We start from the raw sequence: 18767 nt of genomic DNA, 5'->3' as shown, positions 1-18767 counted from the left end.
AGCTATCTAAGGCAAAGGGACTTTTCCTACTTCTGGCTTAAAAGTGCCAATATAAATAGAAACACTTTTGCAAATAAATCCATTGCATTTTTTAGATAGAAACTAAGTATTAGGAGCGAAGATAATTCTTAACCAACTAAAATTTCTTATCATTGTTTAAATATTGATTCTATTGTCGCTCTTTTTAGCTGAACAACCCCTCTTCCTGCTAAAAAAAGGATTTTTGCTGAACTATTATCATCAGTTAATACTCTACCTTTAAATTTAGATCCTTTTGAAGTAAACCAAGTAGGAACATATTGACTAACATATGAAAACAGCATTTTTCTTTCATTCAAATTAAAATTCAAAAACTCATCTGTAGTTTTCTGAACCCTAGGATAACGAGTATAAAAATATTCTTCTACTTTTTTCTTATTTGTCGGCATATCAGCCCTACTATCACTGATTGACTTAATACTCTTATCTAAAAGAACTTCCATTCCCAAATAAACCACTGTACAATTGTACTCATCTTCAAACAGCTTTACATTTTCACGCGTTAAAGTATACTGTGCGTCTGGAATAGAAAATGGTGATGCCACTCTTTTTAAATTATAAAATCGACCAGCATTTTTCTTTTTAAATTTTTTATTATTGACTACACCAGAGCTGGAAGAATCAATTATTATTACAATTCTATTCTCCTTTTTCAATGTGGAATTAGAACTGTCAAGTAATATTGCTTTTGTTGAGTGCAAACCCTGTCGATCAACAAAACCTCCATCTTGCAAATGTAAATAGTAATTAATATTTCTATTTGAATAAATATCTTTTTTAAGAGCTGGGAACGTAGAGGAACTCATGGCAAAAGGAATTCCACTACTTGCTTTAGTTGCAGAGGCCAATGGGATATTATTTAAATCCTCTGTAGTAGAAATTTTCTCAAATCCGTTAAGGTAGTGCCTATATTCAGTTACTCCCCAATAATTTAATCTATCCGGAGTAAAAGGAATCAATTTAAAGTTGTCTATATTTGTAGTATTGGCAATTAACATTGGCAAATATGATTTCTCCCCTTTGCTTTTAAACACATCTCCAAGAGTAATTTCATCAGCTGAATTTTTCAAATATTTTACTCCCGGATTTAAGATTCCCCAGGTTTTACTTTCTATATAATCTCTATAACTCCAGCCCAAATATCCTGCATTTAGACGATTAGTCATGATCATATCTGATTTAGCAGCGCCAAATCTAAAAGTAAATATGAGTGGAATTTGATATTTAAAGTATCTATAGTCAGATCTATTAGCTAAATATTTTTCATAGCTGTTAAAAGTAGGAAAAGGTTCGATTGATTCCTTTTCATACTTTTCCTCTGAGAGAGATTTATTAAAATCACTTATCGCCTTTTTATAATCAGGCTGAGAATATTTTTGCTTTTGATATAAATAGGCTATGTAGGAAGAGGCTCCCCATCCCCCACCAGATGTTGTAGAAAAATAATCGACTTCATGTAATACATTACTAGATAAAGTAGAGTCATTGGGGAGAATTATTTTCTCCAACTCTAACAATATACCCGTTGTAAATGCAGCTGCTCTAGAACCACCTCCACTTGAAGATACAATTACAATTTTTTTCTCATTTTGACCTAAACGATTATTAGGTGATTCGTAAATGGAAAAATCAACTGATTGATCTTTTTCCGAATTGTCAAATGATTTCCACGCAAAATTATCATCATTAGGTTTAATGGTTTTGCAGGAAACTAATACCAATCCGACTGCGATTAAAAAAAGTACCGATTTTCTCATCATTCTTTAATTTTTATAATATTTAGGTTTCTAGGTTTAAGCCCAGAAGAATGCTTAAAAAGTTTGCTTGTCCTATCTAGTAATAGACACCTGTAAGAAAAAGCAAATATTTAAGAAAATCCATACCCTATACAGGGTATATTCACTTAATAATCAGATATTTATTTGCATTTTTTACTAAAAACAGGTGAAAATCGATGCTTTCCCGGGCAGTTTAGTAAAGTACAGGTACTTAGACTGGTGAGGGAGCTTACTACTAAACAAAAAAAAGAGCAACTCTTTCTTCGCTATGTATTTATAGAGAGAAAAAGCTACGATGAGGTAGCCGTACTCTTACACTTGCCTAGAAATGAGTTTAAAAGTTGGTAGGAGGAGCTAAAGACTGAAGCCCATGCGTGATCTTTGGATCAAGAAGTGTGGGGATATATCCTATGATGAATTTGAAGCTGCTTACTTGAATAATACCCCTCATTGTCACTACTGTGGAATTACTACTGAACAGATCCAGCAGCTATGGGAAATGAAGCCCAAACTTACCAAGCGTGGCAGAGGCAGGAAGTTAGAATTGGAGCGTCTGGCTCCTAATGAGAAATATAGCAACCTTGGGAACTTGGTCTTTTCCTGCTATTGGTGTAATAATGCCAAGACGGATACTTTTACGGAAGAGGAGTTTATGAAGGTTGGGGCAGTGATTAAGGAGATTTGGGAAGAGAGGTTAGGTAAAAATGGACTTAATAAGGATTACCCTGACAACCTCTGACAGTGATTTCAATAAGATGAAAGTTCTGATTTTCTTTAAACTATGAATAATCTCAGAATGAACTACCGCTACCGGGATGCTGATAATTATAAAGAGTTTGGCTCGGTTGTATTTTCTAATCCAAGAGGCTTGACTATGGAAGAGGCCACTCGCCATAAAAGTCCACAGGATTTTTACTTAACGCTTGGTTGCTTGGCAGCCACCCACAACCTGGCCCCTCTCTAAAATGATCCAAAGGGATCATTTCTTAACGCTCGGTCCTCCATGATGATTGGGGATTGCCCAGACTGCACGGATCTCCATATAACCCAGCAGTTGATCACGAGTGGCATGAGTTTGAGGGATTTGAAGAGACGAATGAGGAGGTTACGGATGAAAGAGAGATCGGGGAGTTTTTGAAGTTTTTGGTGAAGGGCTATGAAGTGTAGTTTTTAAGAACATGAATATTTTTATTTATTGCCACACCGAATATTTAAGATCGTCTAGAACGATTGAAACCGTCTACATGTCAGATGGCTCCACAACAAAGCCATTTTACATTTATAACTATGAAGGGTATTCTTTCAGGGTATTTGTGGATATTCTAGCGCTGATCTTATTTTTTGAAACTGGTGAGGATACGAGTATTCATTTTGATACTGAAGTGGCTTTGGATGGGTATTTAGAATTTGTGTCGCTGTGAAATCGTGAAAGTGATCAGAATTTCTTCTGTCCTTTTGGCTTGGCCCAAAAGGACTAAAAAGCCTAGTCGTGGCAAAGCTTCCGCCGCACAAACCCACCGCCTGGCCCGCTGCCACGACCACCTCCCCGCCCTAGAAACAAGCATTAGTTATAAATGAAAAGCTATCTAGTCTTAGAAGGAAAAATTATAATCATCAGAGATAAAGAAAATTAAACCTTCTATTCAACATCATCTGTCACCACAAATTCAAAACTACAGGTTGCATTCGGGCATTGATGAATTTGAGTTTGGCTACTGGTATGGCTTAGGTCAGCGATTATCTCTGTCCTGAGTCCGCATTGTGGACAGGTGGTGGGTTGGTCGGAGGAAAGGAATTGGTTGTTGTAGCTTGTGGGATTCATGAATTATCAAAATTAGAATATCCTTAGTTGGGGACAGACTCCCCCATCCTTATCTCCGACATTTGTTGTCAGAAATCCTGAATATTTGCAAAGCTTTAAAAATGATATTCGATATTCATCCAATTCAATAAACCAAATAAGGTATGGGGGTAATCGAACATCTCATTGGTGAAGCAATTCTGGGTTTTAGCCAAGCTGAATTCTTACTTGATGATGTACTCCATAAACTTGGGTTGACTCAAGCCAAGTTTGAATTTATGGGTAATATCAGAACAGGAAATAAGTTGGTAGAATATCGACAAAAAGTCGCAGAATCTGGATACGAAAACTCTAAACTGCTCCTTAATTTAATAGATAGAATCGATTGGTTTCGTGAGGTAAGAAATTCCTTAGCACATTCTATCATTTTGAGGAGTATGTCAGATGATGACTGTTATATCAGGCATCGGTTTAGATCTTCAAAGACTGGAATTGAGCGTTATACAGAAACTTTTAGCAGTAATCAGCTCCGTGATCAAATTAGGGAATTGCATGAGGCGTGTAAAAGTCTGAAAGAGCTATATCAAGATATTTAGAAAAAGTATACAGAAATCAAACTAGGAGCTATGAATAGTTTAGTGAAGGGTTTTTGTGTAAGATGAAAAATGGTAGTTTTATAAAGTGAATATGAAAAAGAATATAGAGGAGAAAATTGGGATATTTTCATTTTTTGCTGGTGCAGGTTTCTTGGATCTTGGCTTTGAAAAAACTTCAGGTTTTGAAACAGTATTTGTAAATGAATACCATGCACCCTTTATGGAAATCTATAAAGGTAGCAGAGAGAACTTGGGAATAAAGAAACCTATTCTTGGACACCATGTACAAGACATATCGGGTTTTCTAGAAGACTCTAGGCTAAGGGTGCTATCCAAAGATCTGGATAAAACCAAGCAATCCTTTGATGTAACTGGATTTATCGGAGGACCTCCTTGCCCTGATTTCTCTGTAGGTGGTAAAAACAAAGGTAAGGAAGGAGAAAATGGTAAACTTTCAGGTACCTATATTGAACTTATCTGTAAAACCAAGCCTGATTTCTTTCTGTTTGAAAATGTCAAAGGACTTTGGAGAACGAAGAAACACCGCGCGTTTTATGAATCCCTGAAATCCAAACTTCAAAAAAACGGATATTCCCTTACTGAGCGGTTGATCAATGCTATTGAGTATGGTGCCCCGCAAGACAGGGATAGAATAATCCTGATTGGTTTTCATAAGGATTTCCTAAAAAGAAAAGACTACGCACATAATCAGACCCAATTTCTATGGAACTTTGATTGGGACATCGCAAGAAAATATGATGCTAAAACAATATTCAATTTAGAATGGCCACAAATTGAACCGTTTCTGTCAAATGGTCTTAGACCAGCTCCTTATGGACTTCTAAAGGAACTTTCAGTAAATCACTGGTTTAAAAAAAATGATGTAGAGAATCATCCCAATAGTTCCAAATACTTTCAACCTCGTGCCGGCTTAGTGAAATTTCAGACAATCTCAGAGGGTGACGATAAAAAGAAATCTTATAAGCGACTTCATCGTTGGAGATACTCTCCTACTGCAGCATACGGTAACAATGAAGTGCATTTACACCCATTTTTGCCTAGAAGAATCTCAGTAGCAGAAGCACTCTCACTTCAGTCACTTCCTAAAGAATTTGTCATCCCGGATCATATCACATTAAGTAATTCCTTTAAGGCTATAGGCAATGGAGTTCCATTTCTGGCAGCCAAAGGATTAGCTTTGACGATATTAAACTTTTTGGGAACCATAGACCCAACCTATAAACCATACCTTGATGGAGAAATTGACAGCTCAGAATCTGGCAGCCTTTATAAATCAATTGCCGAAGCAACACAGTTATCAGTACTTGAACCCGAAGAACAAGGGGCTAATAAAAATTGATCATGTGGAATTGCCGGAGGGTCCTATTCGAATACGACGTTGGGACCCTAGCAAGGGGGAGTCAATAGAAGGAAAGCCTCTGGTAAGTATTTCACAACAAATGCTTTGGAGGCTTGCAAATGCAATTCAGCCAAATCAGCCCATTAATGTGGATCGTATTTTAGGGGCTAGCTATAATACCAGATCTGTACTGGAGGCACTGTTGGTGCACACCCCACAATTTTATTATTGCTATCCGGGAAGAATAGAGAGTATCAATTCAAAGACTAAAATCAAGGAAGGTCATAAACACCTGATATGGAAACCTGAGTCACCCCATATAAATGGAGTTGCTACAAAAACATCGACAGACATGGTAATATCGGAAATCCCGGCGATGGAGGTCTTTTATGATTCATTGGTTCTCCCTGATTCAAACCAGAATCTGGAGCTGGATATAGATATGCAAAGAAGGCATGCTCAAATCCAGATAGCTTTATATTATATTGGTTTACAACTAGGTTTCAGGACATGGATCGCCCAGAATGATAAAGGCATCATGTATCAGAATAAGAGGTTGGGAGAATATGAAGGGGTAATTGCCAAATTAGAGGATGAGCTATTAATCAAGGCTCATGTAGATGCGATAAAAGCCGCTCTGCTGATTGATTGTATTTGGTTTAAGAATGGAAAGTTAATGCCTGCTGTCATGGAAGTGGAACATTCCACGGGAGTGACAAGTGGTCTTACGCGAATGCTGAACTTTAAAAACCACTTTCCTCCCTTCCCCACAAGATATGTGATAGTAGCTTCAGATGATGACCGGAAGAAGGTGGTTCAGGAAGCCAACAAGCCACAGTTTCACGAGCTTAATGTGAAGTTTTTCCCCTATTCGGCTGTCGAGGAACTTTACAGTCTTTGCCAACGGAGGAAGATTGCTGGGGTATCGCAAGAGTTTTTAGATTCTTTTATGGAGGAAGTAAGGGTTGCCTGATAAGATTTAATCTGTTTCTGAGGTTTCAGAAACTCTCTTGATCAATGACATCCACTACCTTCTTGATACTAACGCCCAACTCTCCTTTCACTTCAAAATCCCAAAACCTCAACACCGTCCAGCCTTTTGATTTGTAGTAGGCATTGATTTCTCTGTCTCTCTCCATATTGCGCTCGATCTTGGCGATCCAGAATTCCCGGTTGGACTTGATGGTTTCCTTTCTGTGTTCCCAGTTGTACCCATGCCAGAAGGTGCCGTCCACGAAGATGACGAGTTTGTATTTCTTCAGGCTGATGTCGGGTTTTCCGGGGAGTGGTATCTTGGGTGATTTGTATCGTATGCCTGCATGCCACAGGGCTTTCTTTAGGAGTTTTTCGGGTTTGGTGTTTTTGCCTCTGATTTTGGACATGTTGAAGGATCGGGCTTTGGTGGTGTAGAAGCCATTTTCCTCAGAGAACTGGGGGACTGCTGTTTTGGGTCTTATGTAGGGGCGTTATTCAAACAGTTCTTTAATGTGAATTTCCAATGCTTCAGCGAGCTTCTCCATTACCTCGAGCGATACATTGCGTTTACCTTGCTCGATGCCCGAGATGTAAGGGCGGTTGAGGCCAGATTTAAGAGCTAACTCCTCTTGTGACAGCTCTTTACCTTTTCTTAGTAGCTTTACTTTTTCTCCAAATATCTCTTTTATGTCCATATATTTTGTTTACTATTGTAAACATTTAAATTTTTTAGTATATTTAGTTATACTAATCACAGCAGCATTTTACTAAAGATATCATGTACAAAAAACATTTACCTGAATTGTTGCCAGAAAACTGGAAGCTCAGTGATCTGGATGAAGCCAATGGCTATGTGGAGTTCTTAGGGTTTGACGACGAGTTTTTGATTTCTATCATGAAACACCTCGATGAATACCCATCCGATCCCTACTTTTTATGTCTTAACCAGATGAATGGAATACTGGGTCGATATGATTTTGACAGCCTGGATTGGCCGGAATGGTTTGAAAAACCAAAAGAGGCGATGGATTCTGCATTGAAGCTAATGGAATGGATTAATCAGAACTATGCGGATTTTGCTCCGGTAACGCAGTACGTGATGGTGTCTTTAGGGACTGAGGATAGGATTAACTCTGTTTTAAATCACTTTCATGATCCCGTAACAGTCCATGAATTTCAAAACCAAAAACTTGTATTCAGGGAAGTGAAGTTGACATGGGGTGCCACTACTCACTCTGAAGCAGCTTTGAAAGCTATTTCCTTGTTTTACCCAACCCAAAGATTCGATACAGAGAACTTGGTGGTGGGGTATTTAACCAATGAAAAGTTTCAGTTAATAGAAGACCTAAGGCCTGCAGTATTGGATCAAATAAAACAACGTCCTTTTTGAAAAGTAAAACATAAACATCATGAAAGCAATTGAAGAAAACCCTATCATGCCAAAGCGAGGTCATTTGGTCAAGTTTCACACTCCATATCCAGATGAGGATCCAAGGCAGTTGTATTTACTATTAGAGGTAAAGGATTATGATTATTTTGATACGCCCTGGGCAGATATTTTGGCCTTGGGTACAGGATTTTCTTTTCCTCCTATCAATATGGTGAAACTGGAGGATCTGGAAATTGTGAACTGGAATACTTCTGAGCTAATTGGGCATCCTGCCACTGTACTTACAGAAGAAGGATTGAGTGTGTCAGGAGAAATAGTCCGTATTCTGGAAGAGGAAAATACCAAGGCACCCCTCCAAACTTTGAACATCCATGTAATGCTAGAAAATGAAGGCGGGGAAATGACCGCTGGGGAATTGCTGTTGAATTCTTTTAGACAGCAGACTAGAAAAACATATTTTTAAAGGATTCGGCTAAAGCCCCGCTTGGGAATGTTATCTACAATTAGGAATGGGCTAAAGCCACATTCCTATTGATAGGAAATTTCTATCCTCGTAAAATTTCGATATCTAACAATTCCCTCCAGCTTCAGATGGAGTTAAAAAATCTGCAATCGTTTTATGGCTTTAGCCGAATAATTGGTTACCCTTGATTTTGGCTAAAGCCGGGTTGGGGAATATTACTCAATAGGAATGGGCTAAAGCCACATTCCTATTGATTGAGAATTAGTAGCATCGTAGAATTTCGATAACTATCAATTCCTCCCCTCCGCCCTGTAAAAAACATCCTGTAAAGCTTCCCGAATATGTAACCTGTATAGGTTTTGATGCGCTCTGGATGGATATACCCGGTTGGATAGAAAGATATACGTGATCTTTTTCACAGGGTCAGCCCAGACAAATGTTCCTGTAAAACCAGAGTGTCCGAAACTTTCTGGACTTACCAACGGGGAAGGATAAGCTTCGCCCAAGGCAAGCTCGGCATTGTTCAGAAGAGGTTTATCAAAACCTAGCCCACGGCGGTTATCGTTTTCTGGATATTGTACTTCGGTAAACTCTTTTACGATTTCGGCAGAAATGAGCTGCTGCCCCTCTACCCTACCATAATTCTGATACAAGAGCATCAGTTTGGCTAGGTCATCGGCTGTGGCAAACAAGCCTGCATTGCCGGAAACCCCTCCTTTGAGTGCTGCATTTTCGTCATGAACCCATCCTTTTACCAAGCTTTTCCTAAAAAGTGAATCCACTTCGGTAGGAACAATGGCATTTATGAAGTTTTTGCCTGTAGGTAAATATCCCAAGGTATGTGCACCTATGGGCTTGTAGAAATTCTCATCCAAATAGGTTTGATAGTCCGTTCCTGTGAGCTGCTCGATCAACCTGGGGAAAATCAAAAATGTAAGTCCTGAATACAGGTATTTCTTTTCATAAGAGACTTCGGATCGGTTGATGATTCGGTTCATTTTCCGCTCAAAACGATTGTTGATGTATAGACTATCATCTACCCGACCCAGAAATCGCTTATCAGGCGACTGACGCACAAATCGTTTTTTGATCTTGCCATTTTTCCGTACCACCTCATTCAAAAATACAATGTAAGGTACTAAACCTGCCTGATGTGCCAGTATCTCCCGAAGCGTAATGTCTTTTTTGTCTTTTTGCTTTCTCCAAGGTTCCCAATAGGTACTGAAAGGTTTGTCCAGATCAAGCTTTCCCTCATCGACCAACTTCATTAATGCGGGTAAAGGCCCGGCAATTTTGGTCACCGATGCCAAATCGTATAAATCGTTCAATGCGACTGGCGTCTGATTGTCGTAGGTATGATAGCCGTATGTTTTGTGAAAAATGATCGTATCGTTTTTTGCTATCAAGAGTTGTGCACCGGGAAAGGCCAAACTGTCCATACCCATTTTCATGATTGAATCCACGTTGCGGTTGATGAAATCTTCATCAAATCCTAATTTGGACGGGGTGGCATGGATAAGTTCCTGCTGGGCAAATCCAAGTTGGATCCCGGTGATAAATAAGAAAATGGGTATCGCTATTTTTTTCATTCTGGCAGAGTTTGCTTTAAAATTATTGAAAAATAAGCAATAGAATGAGCTGAAGGCAAATTCGTACTGTTCTGGCTAAAGCTGGGGTTCAGGGATTAATCATCAACAGGAATGGGCTGAAGCCACATTCCTAGTGATAGGGAATTCAAACCATTGTAGAATTTCGATACCAATCAATTACCTCCTGCTTTAGCTGGAGGTTTCAAACAAATACCTAAAATTGTTTTCCGGCTTTAGCCGAATAATTCCATCTCGTTGATATTGGCTAAAGCCGGGGATCTGGGATTAATCATCAACAGGAATGGGCTAAAGCCGCATTCCTAGTGATAGGGAATTCAAACTATCGTAGGATTTCGATACCAATCAATTACCTCCAGCTTTAGATGGAGGTTTTACTACAACTTTAGACGGTGTTAAAGCTTATTCGCCTTTTCTAAGTCTCTCTTTTTTATCCTCTTTTACTTTCTTTATTCTTTTTCTAAAAATTAGGAATATGATAAGAATAAGAGCAGGAATAGCAATAAATATGACAACGTTGCTGGTCTCGGATAAGTCAATTGGACCGGTAGGTTTGGGAACACCTTTTGGCACTTGAGAATATGAAAGGCTTGGAATTAGAAGTAATACTAAAAGTAAACTGTATACTGTAGAAATATATTTTAATAATAAGTTATTCATCATGAGTGCTTTTGGGTTACTTATATATCAGAAATCACTTCAACCATAAAATTGGATTAGTGTTTCATATTGATACCATTTAAGTCACAAAATTCAATCCGATAATGGTTTAAAAAGGCTAATTAGAATCTATTCAGATTCCTTTTGCCTACTCAGAAGGCCTTTTCAAGCTAATTTTTATATAAAACCTGTGAACTTAAGCTGCGCAACCATTTCAGATTGCATCATTTTCACCAGAAAGAATTTGCCAAAAATGGGGAGATACTGCCTAAGGGTGCAAAAAGTACCCAAGGTCAGGTAGCATAAAAGCTGAGATCTATATTAAAAAAACAGGCTCCAAATTCAATTTAACCTGTGGGATTTTGTATACGTCCTTTTAAGATAAATAGCAATTATCAATTGACAGAAACATCTTGAGCTAAAGTCTGTTATGATAGTATAAAGTCTCAACCTAATTTTTGAAGCCAATTTCGATGAATAGTAACTTTCTTGAAAAGCGATACTTTAGAACGCTTTTCCTTGTTTTAATTCCATTATTTTTTATTCCCCTAATCTCAGTTGCGCAGCAGGCTCAGGTGTCTGGAAAATTGATTGATTCTAAAACCAAGGAACCTGTGGGTTATGCCCAAGTGGCGTTGTTTGCTACAGCGCAAGACAAAACCCCTGAAGCCTATTCTGATACCAATGAGTCCGGTGAATTCAATATATCAATCCCTGAAGGCAATTATTTACTCAAAGCCTTTTTCATAGGCTATAAAGACCTGATTGTTTCTGATATAGCTGTGAATGGAGCTACTAATCTGGGTCCATTGACTTTTGAAAGTGATAGCAAAAACCTGGACGAAGTGGTAGTAGAAACTTCCAAGCTCCCAGTTCGATCCACCCTGGAAGGTCTGATCATCACTCCTGAAAACAACCTGGCAAATGCTGGAGGAACCCTCCTGGATATCCTTCGAAATACACCTTCAGTTTCTGTAGGCGATGATGGAGGCATATCACTTCGGGGAAGTTCAAACACCAATATTCTGATCAATGGACGTAATTCTTCCCTTACTCAGAATTTAGATCAATTGCCAGCTTCGGTGGTGGAAGAGATCAAAATCATCAACAATCCCAATGCACGCTACGACGCCGAGGCAGAAGGAGGTGTGATCGATATCGTTTTGAAAAAAGGCATAGAACTAGGAACTCATGGCGGTGCAGAAGCTACTTATGGAACAAGAGGTAGAACCAATTTAGGAGGTAGAATCAATCACAGAAATCTAAAATTCAACGTCTACGCTGGCTACAATTATAGAAATTGGAAATCTATCGGAGAACGAAATTCTTCCCGTCTAATTTTCGAAGACAATGAAATGCTGGATCAAACCACTAAAAGTTCTGACTCAGATATTGGCAATAATCTGAACTTTGGGGCGGACTTCTATTTTGGAAATAACACCCTGAGTTATGAGGGAGTTTTTCAAGCCAATGAGACTTTAAATATCAATACGCTTTATGCTCAGCAGAGACGTTTAGGGCAAGATTTCGACTATATCCGGAGAAATAATGAAAGTGAAAGTGATGATGGCTTGGACAATGCCTTGATTTTTGAACACAACTTCAAAGAAAAAGGACATCTCTTCAGAGCAACTGCCAGTCATTCGTTTAGAAACCAGTTTAAGACTCAGAATATTGAAATCTTCAATAATACCTTGATTCTGGATTCGGAGAATCTAACAGGAAGAGAGCGGGCTTTTACCGATGAAGTGAGAAATATCACGGTTCTGCAGGCTGACTACATACAACCCTTGGAAAATGGGAAGTTCGAAACAGGATTAAAATCCAACATACGGGAGTTTGACAATGATTTCATCTATCAACGCTTTGATGAGGGCAGTCAGGATTTTGTGAGAGATCCGGCGGTGAGCAATCGCTTTTTATATCAGGATCAAATTCATGCGGGATACCTGATTTATTCTGGTGTCAAACCAAAGTTTGAATATGGCCTTGGCCTTCGTGGAGAATATACTCAAGTAGATACCTACTTATATAACTCTGAGGAAGAGAATCAACAGCGGTATTTCAATCTCTTTCCCAGCGTACAGGGATTGTATAAATTAAATGACATCCACGGCATAAAATTCACCTATAGCAGGAGAATTGATAGACCAAGAGCTTGGAGATTGAATCCTTTTCCTAATATCACAGATAGCTTGAATGTGAGAAGGGGAAATCCCAATTTGATCCCAGAAATGATTAATTCATTTGAGTTTGGTCACTTGGCTAACTTTGAGAAAACGAGTTTGACCACAAATCTATTTTACAGAAAAATTAACAATCAAATTGACTTTATCACGATCATAGAGGATGGTATCTCCTATTCTCAGCCTGACAATTTAAACTTTGCCCAGCTTTATGGAGTGGAGTTTATCGGTACGGCAGAGCTGACTGACTGGTATTCATTGAATGGTGGTTTGACTTTTACAAGAATCGTGGTAGATGCTTCCAATATCAGCGAGGAATTCACAAATAAGGGCTTTACTTGGAATGCTAAATTGAATCAGGATTTTAAACTTCCATTTGGATTTAACTTCCAGCTAGCCGCCAGTTACGAATCTCCTGAGATACAGGCTCAGGGAAAAAGCCTGGCAGTCTATTACTTGGATACTAGTCTCCAAAAATCATTTTTGAATAATAAGGGAAGTGTGACCTTGGCTGTGAGGGATGTGTTTGACTCCAGAAGGTATTCGGGGAATTCCCTGACAAATAGCTTTTCTCAGGATTACTATTCCAAGCAGGAAACACGCATTATGCTGTTAACTGCGAGGTATAATTTCTAATAGGAATAGCTTAAATTCCATTCCTATCTCAAATTGGACTTGTTTTCAAAATCCAATTTCAGCAAGTTCAGAATTCTGACTTTAGCATTTAGCATTATCCCTTATTTCTGCGATAAAGAATAAAACTTCAATATTCCTCTGCAATGATATCCATGGCAGCCTCCGCCCATTCGACTATTTTTTGTCGCTGTGCATCATTCAAATCTGCCTCAGCATGCATGGTGATGTAAATCGGCAAAGGCATGTGCTTCTCTTCCACATTCGAATAAATATCATCCAAAATTGCCAGCTGATCCATCAGCTCGTATTTATCCCAAGTAGAAAAGTTAACCTCTTCCCTAGCCATCTTTACATCCTTAGCTACCAACCAAGAAACAGGTGCAACCTGAGAATACCAAGGGTATTGAGTTTCATTGCTATGGCAATTGTAACAGGCAGTTTGTAGTAAATCTGCCACCTCTCCATCTACAATACCCGAACCCAGTAAATCACCAGGATTATCCTGGGACACTTCCGGAAGATCGATGGGAACGAATTGAATTCCAAGAAAAATCAGGGCTATTGCTAGCCCTGTGTATTGCCAAGCCTTCATTTACTCTGCTTTTTTCTTTTTTCCTGCACTCCATTCTTTCAAGATTGCCATCTCTTCGTCCGAGAGTTTTCCTTCAGGCTTATTCTCCAAAAACTTAGCTGGGGGCATATCGCCTTCAGTCAGTACTTCATTGATTTTGGACATGGTGGCCAGTTGCTTGGATTTCTTTTCTGCTTCGAAAAAATCCCAATCCAATTTCTTCTTGCCTTTCTCATTTTTAGATTCAGCATTGTGACATCCATAACACTTCTGCTCTACCACAGCTTTCACATTGGCAGGCATTTTTGCGTCAAATAAATTGAGATCAGGATGCTTTTCAGGTTCTGGCTTTTGTGCAGCCTGGAAAAATAATAAGCCTACAATAGCGGCAACTGGGAGTAAAGCGAATTTTTTCATAGTCATAGAGGTTAGTGAAATATTCTTCGGAATTTAATACGTATAGCAGATACAATAAGATTATATGCTCACTATTTTTATATAAAAATTTGATAAATGGCAAAATTTAAGACTATTCTATGGTTTTTTGATTCTACTTCTAAATCATCGCTACCAAAAAATTAACTTTGTAAGCACTTACCCTTCACTATTAACTTACTTCCATGACGCAGAAACCCGAAGTATGGCTTAGAGGACCAATTGATGGCTACCCACTCCTTTTGCAACCTGTAGTGCATGCAGTCCTGCAAGCTCAGGAGGAAATGCATGACTTGATGAAAGATTTTCCATCAGATTTACTTTGGGAAAGACCTGCAGGAATGGCGAGTCCAGCTTTTCATTTGCAGCATATTGCTGGAGTTTTAGATCGCATGGTAACTTATGTTAAAGAGGAATCTCTTAGCAAGAATCAATTTGATTACTTGAAAAAGGAAGGTGAACTGGACCACAACCTGACAACTGAGGAACTCTTGAGTTTTTTTGATTTGCAGATTCGGTCATTTTTAGAATTTGTAGCAAAAATCAATGCCGATACCTTGACTGAATTCCGTGGTGTAGGAAGAGCTCAACTCCCTTCTACTGTTGGAGGATTACTTTTTCATGCTGCAGAACATACACAGCGGCATTTCGGGCAATTGCTCGTCACTGTGAAGGTTTTACAGAACTAGGATTTATAGGGTTTGCAAATTGGAATAGCCAGAATAATTATCCTTACTTTAACCTATCTGGATAAAAATGAAAAATCCCTGCTTTATGCAAGGATTCTAACTTTACAATAAGTTGGACTCAAGCTTTGTTTGCTTCATCTTGTAAAGCCTTGATATTATTGTCAGTGTAAAATTTATCCCGAAGCTCTTGGAATTCTTCTTCTAGTGAAGTGACCAAAGCAAGGTTGCTATCTACATTTGACCACATATCTGGTAATTTTTTCTCCAGGAGGCTAACACCGAGATTGATGTTATCGGCTTCAATCTTCGATATTTTCTTCAAAACAGAGGTCTGACTATTCTTCAAATCATCAAATTCTCTCAGGATCTTATCCATCATTTCTAGTTTTTCTAACTTATCCATGGTCGTTATTTTAGGTTTATAGAAGTTAACTAAGATTAGAATATACAACTTTTAACAGCTACAATAAAATCTAGATGAAACATATCCTCCTATAAATCTTGAATTTAGACTAGCTATTACTTCTATTTTCTTTAAAAAATCAACTGCTAAAATCTAGTATGAGCCAGTTGCTTGCTTGGTATATTAAGTACTCAAAAGATAATTTTTAACACAATTATTTCTTTGGTATCCCCTTTTCGCATAGAATCTCATATTTTGCAATTCCTCCATAAAATGAAGGAAATCAATGATAAACCTAGTCACATTTCTTAATGAGAATTTCAAATAAACTCATACTTTCCTGTACTGTAACTCTGGCTATTTTCTCCAGTTGTACACCGGAAAAATCACCTTTTGATGTATCACCGGCGGATTCCATGGATCCTAAGAGATTGGAACAGCCCTACCCTGCCATAAGCATCCCTGAAGATGCGGATATGGAATCGCCCGTTTGGAAAGGCATAGACCTCAGTCCTCAGGCACCTTTGATACCCGTTTCGGCGAATGAAGAATTGAAATCATTTATTCTTCAGCCAGGATACAAGCTAGAGCCAATTCTTTCTGAACCTCAGATCCGTGAACCTGCGGCAATTCAGTTTGACGGAAATGGGCGTATGTATGTCCTCGAGCTTAGAACTTACATGCAGGATATCGACGCCACAGGCGAACTCATGCCTACTTCAAGGATTTCCAGATGGGAAGACAAAGACAATGATGGCGTTTATGAAACAAGTGTCATCTTCTTGGATAGCCTTGTATTTCCTCGATATGTGGTTCCTTTTGGCAAAAACACCATTCTATCCATGGAGTCAAATGAGGACAATGTCTATAAATACACCGATACTGATGGTGACGGAAAGGCGGACAAAAAGGAGCTTTTTGCTTCTGGGTTGGGAAGATCCGGTAATGTAGAGCATCAGACTAGCTTCCTGACTTGGACCTTGGACAACTGGATGTATAGCACCTATAATTCCAGAAGAATCCGCTGGACACCTGACGGAGTCATTCAAGAACCTGCAGGAAACCCATGGGGCCAATGGGGAGTAACTCAGGATAATTATGGACAGACTTGGTTCCAGGATGGCGCTGGTGGAGTGCCACAAGGATTTCAGTTCCCGCTAGTCTATGGTAATTTTGGAGTCAAAGGCCAGTACAAAGACGGTTTCAGAGAGCCATTTAGCTTGGTGAAATTAGCTGATTTCCAACCTGGAATGCGGGAAGCTAAAGCTGACGGATCACTAAATAATGTCACCGGTGCTGCTGGAAATGACGTATTCCGCGGAGACAGACTTCCGGCAGATATTCAAAACAAATATTTCTATGGTGAGCCAGTGGGCCGTATAGTTCGCCAAGTAAATACAGAGAAAACAGATGGATTGTCGTACATCCAAAATCCCTACCGAGAAGCTCAATCTGAGTTTATACAATCTACAGACCCTCTGTTTAGGCCTGTAGATATCGCCACAGCTCCTGACGGAACTATGTATATCGTGGATATGTATCGCGGTATTATTCAGCAGGGAAACTGGACTCAAGAAGGAAGCTACCTACGAACCAAAATCCAACAATATCAAATGGATGACATTGCTGGAAATGGGCGAATCTGGAGACTGACATACGAGGGAATGGAAAGAAATAAGGAGAAGCCAAAGATGCTGGATGAGACTTCAGCAGAACTTGTGCGTCACCTCAGCAATCCAAATGGATGGTGGAGAGATAAAGCTCAGCAGCTCATCATCCTGAATCAGGATAAATCAGTGGTGGCTGAATTGGAAAAACTAGTAAATACCTCTGACAATGAGTTGGCTAGAATTCACGCTCTATGGACTCTTGAAGGATTGAATGCTCTTAAACTTCCAATGATTAAAAAGCTGATGAAGGATGAAAGTCCTCAAATTAGAATTCAGGCGCTTCGTGCAAGCGAAAGTCTTTACAAATATGGCGAGAAGAGTTTGGCAGCCGATTACCAGGAAATGATCAAAGACTCCTCACAGGATGTTGCTTTGCAAGCTTTGTTAAGTGCCTATGTTCTTAAAATTGATCAGAATGAAGAATTGATTAAATCCACTTTGGCAGAAAATCAATCTCAGGGAATGCAGCTTGTTGGGACTCAGTTATTGGAGCGTTTGGCAAAGGAAAAGGAGCTGGCTGCCACGCAGTTTGAACCTCAACAACTAGCGCTTTTCACCAAAGGAAAAACCATCTTCGATAGCTATTGCTCCACTTGCCACGGTGCAAAAGGCTTGGGTACTCCTACTGGTGGCGGTGAGCTGATTGCTCCAGCTTTCTCCGGTTCTCAAAGACTAATGGGGCATCCAGAATATGCAGTTAAAACCTTGCTGCATGGATTGAACGGAGCACTTGATGGAAAGGAATACGAGGGAGTAATGATCGCGATGGATAGCAATGACGATGAATATATTGCTTCTGTAGTTTCATATATCCGAAACGACTTTGGAAATTCAGGAAGCTTCGTAAGTCCTGAATATGTAGCTCAACTAAGAAAAGAAACAGCTGAAAAAGAGGGAACCTACGAGTTTGATGAACTTGTCTCAGAAATCCCTAAAGCACTTCCGCTACAGGATAACTGGAAAATATCGGCGAGCAGCACTGCCTTGCAGGGAGTTGGCTCAACGAAAGATCCCTCTTATGCATTCACTTACAAAGGTTGGAAAACAGATGGTGGCCAAGAACCTGGCATGTGGTTCCAGGTTGAACTTCCTTCCGCAAAGCATATTACTGAAGTTCAGTTTGACGCTGGAAATAAAGAGTTTCCAATTGCATATTCGGTATCTACTTCGCCTGATGGTAAAGCTTGGACGAAAGTAGCAGAGGCAAAAGGAAATCAGGGAGAAAATACGGTTCAGTGGAAAGCAGATGGAACTTCAAGGTTCCTGAAAATTGAAAGCATGGAAAAAGGTGAGTCACCATGGGCGATGAAGTCATTGACACTTTATGCAAGGTGAACTATTAGATGGAAATTAAAAGATCTATAAGAGTTAGAAAATTAAGCGATGGGACGATCTCATCGCTTTTTTTTGACTACTCTGGTTTTTCATATTGGAATTAGAGTTAATACTACTTAAGTATATCCTTTCTAATCAATTCCCGTACTTTTAAGCCAATCCTTCAGATAAAT

19 protein-coding genes are annotated in these 18767 nt (G+C 39.2%); 12 read left to right on the top strand and 7 right to left on the bottom strand.

All coding sequences use genetic code 11. From position 1 onward, the window contains the following. Positions 1 to 149 precede the first annotated feature (149 nt). Complete coding sequence (locus ACPUEN_RS04345; protein WP_425638809.1) at positions 150 to 1799, bottom strand: patatin-like phospholipase family protein; 1650 nt, start codon at positions 1797 to 1799, stop codon at positions 150 to 152. A 388-nt stretch (positions 1800 to 2187) separates the two neighbouring features. On the opposite strand from ACPUEN_RS04345, the gene ACPUEN_RS04340 reads away from it, so the two are divergent. The 7 genes from ACPUEN_RS04340 (at position 2188) to ACPUEN_RS04310 (ending at position 6547) form a co-directional block, all read left to right on the top strand. Continuing rightward, a complete protein-coding gene (locus ACPUEN_RS04340) occupies positions 2188 to 2556 on the top strand; it encodes a hypothetical protein (RefSeq protein ID WP_425638808.1) in 369 nt (122 codons plus the stop codon). A gap of 42 nt (positions 2557 to 2598) precedes the next feature. Further along, positions 2599 to 2781, top strand: coding sequence for a hypothetical protein (locus tag ACPUEN_RS04335; protein WP_425638806.1), 183 nt, complete (start codon positions 2599 to 2601; stop codon positions 2779 to 2781). 53 nt (positions 2782 to 2834) lie between these two features. Then, complete coding sequence (locus tag ACPUEN_RS04330; protein WP_425638805.1) at positions 2835 to 2984, top strand: hypothetical protein; 150 nt, start codon at positions 2835 to 2837, stop codon at positions 2982 to 2984. Positions 2985 to 2995: 11 nt separating this feature from the next. Beyond that, positions 2996 to 3238 carry a hypothetical protein gene (locus ACPUEN_RS04325; protein WP_425638803.1) on the top strand — a complete coding sequence of 81 codons (243 nt, stop codon included), beginning with the start codon at positions 2996 to 2998 and terminating at the stop codon, positions 3236 to 3238. A 544-nt stretch (positions 3239 to 3782) separates the two neighbouring features. Further along, entirely contained in the window at positions 3783 to 4214 is a 432-nt protein-coding gene (locus tag ACPUEN_RS04320; protein WP_425638801.1) for a hypothetical protein, read from the top strand. Between the two features lie 91 nt (positions 4215 to 4305). Continuing rightward, the gene (locus ACPUEN_RS04315; RefSeq protein ID WP_425638799.1) at positions 4306 to 5574 is read left to right on the top strand and encodes a DNA cytosine methyltransferase; all 1269 of its coding nucleotides are present in this window, start codon (positions 4306 to 4308) and stop codon (positions 5572 to 5574) included. Beyond that, complete coding sequence (locus ACPUEN_RS04310; RefSeq protein WP_425638797.1) at positions 5468 to 6547, top strand: restriction endonuclease; 1080 nt, start codon at positions 5468 to 5470, stop codon at positions 6545 to 6547. Before ACPUEN_RS04315 ends, ACPUEN_RS04310 begins: the two co-directional genes overlap by 107 nt. 25 nt (positions 6548 to 6572) lie before the next feature. On the opposite strand, the gene ACPUEN_RS04305 is transcribed toward ACPUEN_RS04310, so the two are convergent. Next, positions 6573 to 7031, bottom strand: coding sequence for a very short patch repair endonuclease (locus tag ACPUEN_RS04305; RefSeq protein WP_425640245.1), 459 nt, complete (start codon positions 7029 to 7031; stop codon positions 6573 to 6575). A gap of 9 nt (positions 7032 to 7040) precedes the next feature. Then, the gene (locus ACPUEN_RS04300; RefSeq protein WP_425638795.1) at positions 7041 to 7244 is read right to left on the bottom strand and encodes a helix-turn-helix domain-containing protein; all 204 of its coding nucleotides are present in this window, start codon (positions 7242 to 7244) and stop codon (positions 7041 to 7043) included. Between the two features lie 83 nt (positions 7245 to 7327). Here ACPUEN_RS04300 and ACPUEN_RS04295 point away from each other — a divergent pair, with 83 nt between their 5' ends. Both ACPUEN_RS04295 and ACPUEN_RS04290 read left to right on the top strand, forming a co-directional pair. Further along, positions 7328 to 7939, top strand: coding sequence for a hypothetical protein (locus tag ACPUEN_RS04295; protein WP_425638793.1), 612 nt, complete (start codon positions 7328 to 7330; stop codon positions 7937 to 7939). Positions 7940 to 7958: 19 nt separating this feature from the next. Next, positions 7959 to 8402, top strand: a complete 444-nt coding sequence (locus ACPUEN_RS04290; protein ID WP_425638791.1) for a hypothetical protein — start codon at positions 7959 to 7961, stop codon at positions 8400 to 8402. Between the two features lie 290 nt (positions 8403 to 8692). Here the strand turns inward: ACPUEN_RS04290 and ACPUEN_RS04285 are convergent, their stop codons facing one another. Beyond that, the gene (locus ACPUEN_RS04285) at positions 8693 to 9991 is read right to left on the bottom strand and encodes a serine hydrolase domain-containing protein (RefSeq protein WP_425638789.1); all 1299 of its coding nucleotides are present in this window, start codon (positions 9989 to 9991) and stop codon (positions 8693 to 8695) included. Between the two features lie 1151 nt (positions 9992 to 11142). Between ACPUEN_RS04285 and ACPUEN_RS04280 the strand changes: the two genes are divergently transcribed. Further along, a complete protein-coding gene (locus tag ACPUEN_RS04280; RefSeq protein ID WP_425638787.1) occupies positions 11143 to 13491 on the top strand; it encodes a TonB-dependent receptor domain-containing protein in 2349 nt (782 codons plus the stop codon). Positions 13492 to 13618: 127 nt separating this feature from the next. Here the strand turns inward: ACPUEN_RS04280 and ACPUEN_RS04275 are convergent, their stop codons facing one another. Next, positions 13619 to 14083, bottom strand: a complete 465-nt coding sequence (locus tag ACPUEN_RS04275) for a heme-binding domain-containing protein (RefSeq protein ID WP_425638786.1) — start codon at positions 14081 to 14083, stop codon at positions 13619 to 13621. Continuing rightward, positions 14084 to 14479, bottom strand: a complete 396-nt coding sequence (locus ACPUEN_RS04270; RefSeq protein ID WP_425638784.1) for a heme-binding domain-containing protein — start codon at positions 14477 to 14479, stop codon at positions 14084 to 14086. It lies immediately after the preceding gene. Between the two features lie 203 nt (positions 14480 to 14682). On the opposite strand from ACPUEN_RS04270, the gene ACPUEN_RS04265 reads away from it, so the two are divergent. After that, positions 14683 to 15186: a DinB family protein gene (locus ACPUEN_RS04265; protein WP_425638782.1), complete on the top strand. Its 504-nt coding sequence runs from the start codon at positions 14683 to 14685 to the stop codon at positions 15184 to 15186. 118 nt (positions 15187 to 15304) lie between these two features. Here the strand turns inward: ACPUEN_RS04265 and ACPUEN_RS04260 are convergent, their stop codons facing one another. Next, a complete protein-coding gene (locus ACPUEN_RS04260; protein WP_111610208.1) occupies positions 15305 to 15589 on the bottom strand; it encodes a hypothetical protein in 285 nt (94 codons plus the stop codon). A gap of 311 nt (positions 15590 to 15900) precedes the next feature. On the opposite strand from ACPUEN_RS04260, the gene ACPUEN_RS04255 reads away from it, so the two are divergent. Next, a complete protein-coding gene (locus ACPUEN_RS04255) occupies positions 15901 to 18594 on the top strand; it encodes a DUF7133 domain-containing protein (RefSeq protein ID WP_425638780.1) in 2694 nt (897 codons plus the stop codon). The last annotated feature ends 173 nt before the right edge of the window (positions 18595 to 18767 follow it).

The organism is Algoriphagus yeomjeoni, from assembly GCF_049821175.1.
Classification (GTDB): domain Bacteria; phylum Bacteroidota; class Bacteroidia; order Cytophagales; family Cyclobacteriaceae; genus Algoriphagus; species Algoriphagus yeomjeoni_A.
The sequence above is the reverse complement of the archived record's forward strand: the minus strand, read 5'-3'. Positions and strand labels throughout refer to the sequence as shown.

Coding starts and splice junctions, on each gene's coding strand:
- ACPUEN_RS04260 (WP_111610208.1), bottom strand. CDS start 15,589: ATGGATAAGTTAGAAAAACTAGAAATGATGGATAAGATCCTGAGAGAA.
- ACPUEN_RS04280 (WP_425638787.1), top strand. CDS start 11,143: ATGAATAGTAACTTTCTTGAAAAGCGATACTTTAGAACGCTTTTCCTT.
- ACPUEN_RS04255 (WP_425638780.1), top strand. CDS start 15,901: ATGAGAATTTCAAATAAACTCATACTTTCCTGTACTGTAACTCTGGCT.
- ACPUEN_RS04315 (WP_425638799.1), top strand. CDS start 4,306: ATGAAAAAGAATATAGAGGAGAAAATTGGGATATTTTCATTTTTTGCT.
- ACPUEN_RS04345 (WP_425638809.1), bottom strand. CDS start 1,799: ATGATGAGAAAATCGGTACTTTTTTTAATCGCAGTCGGATTGGTATTA.
- ACPUEN_RS04285 (WP_425638789.1), bottom strand. CDS start 9,991: ATGAAAAAAATAGCGATACCCATTTTCTTATTTATCACCGGGATCCAA.
- ACPUEN_RS04295 (WP_425638793.1), top strand. CDS start 7,328: ATGTACAAAAAACATTTACCTGAATTGTTGCCAGAAAACTGGAAGCTC.
- ACPUEN_RS04270 (WP_425638784.1), bottom strand. CDS start 14,479: ATGAAAAAATTCGCTTTACTCCCAGTTGCCGCTATTGTAGGCTTATTA.
- ACPUEN_RS04320 (WP_425638801.1), top strand. CDS start 3,783: ATGGGGGTAATCGAACATCTCATTGGTGAAGCAATTCTGGGTTTTAGC.
- ACPUEN_RS04325 (WP_425638803.1), top strand. CDS start 2,996: ATGAATATTTTTATTTATTGCCACACCGAATATTTAAGATCGTCTAGA.
- ACPUEN_RS04300 (WP_425638795.1), bottom strand. CDS start 7,244: ATGGACATAAAAGAGATATTTGGAGAAAAAGTAAAGCTACTAAGAAAA.
- ACPUEN_RS04290 (WP_425638791.1), top strand. CDS start 7,959: ATGAAAGCAATTGAAGAAAACCCTATCATGCCAAAGCGAGGTCATTTG.
- ACPUEN_RS04275 (WP_425638786.1), bottom strand. CDS start 14,083: ATGAAGGCTTGGCAATACACAGGGCTAGCAATAGCCCTGATTTTTCTT.
- ACPUEN_RS04265 (WP_425638782.1), top strand. CDS start 14,683: ATGACGCAGAAACCCGAAGTATGGCTTAGAGGACCAATTGATGGCTAC.
- ACPUEN_RS04310 (WP_425638797.1), top strand. CDS start 5,468: ATGGAGAAATTGACAGCTCAGAATCTGGCAGCCTTTATAAATCAATTG.
- ACPUEN_RS04335 (WP_425638806.1), top strand. CDS start 2,599: ATGAATAATCTCAGAATGAACTACCGCTACCGGGATGCTGATAATTAT.
- ACPUEN_RS04340 (WP_425638808.1), top strand. CDS start 2,188: ATGCGTGATCTTTGGATCAAGAAGTGTGGGGATATATCCTATGATGAA.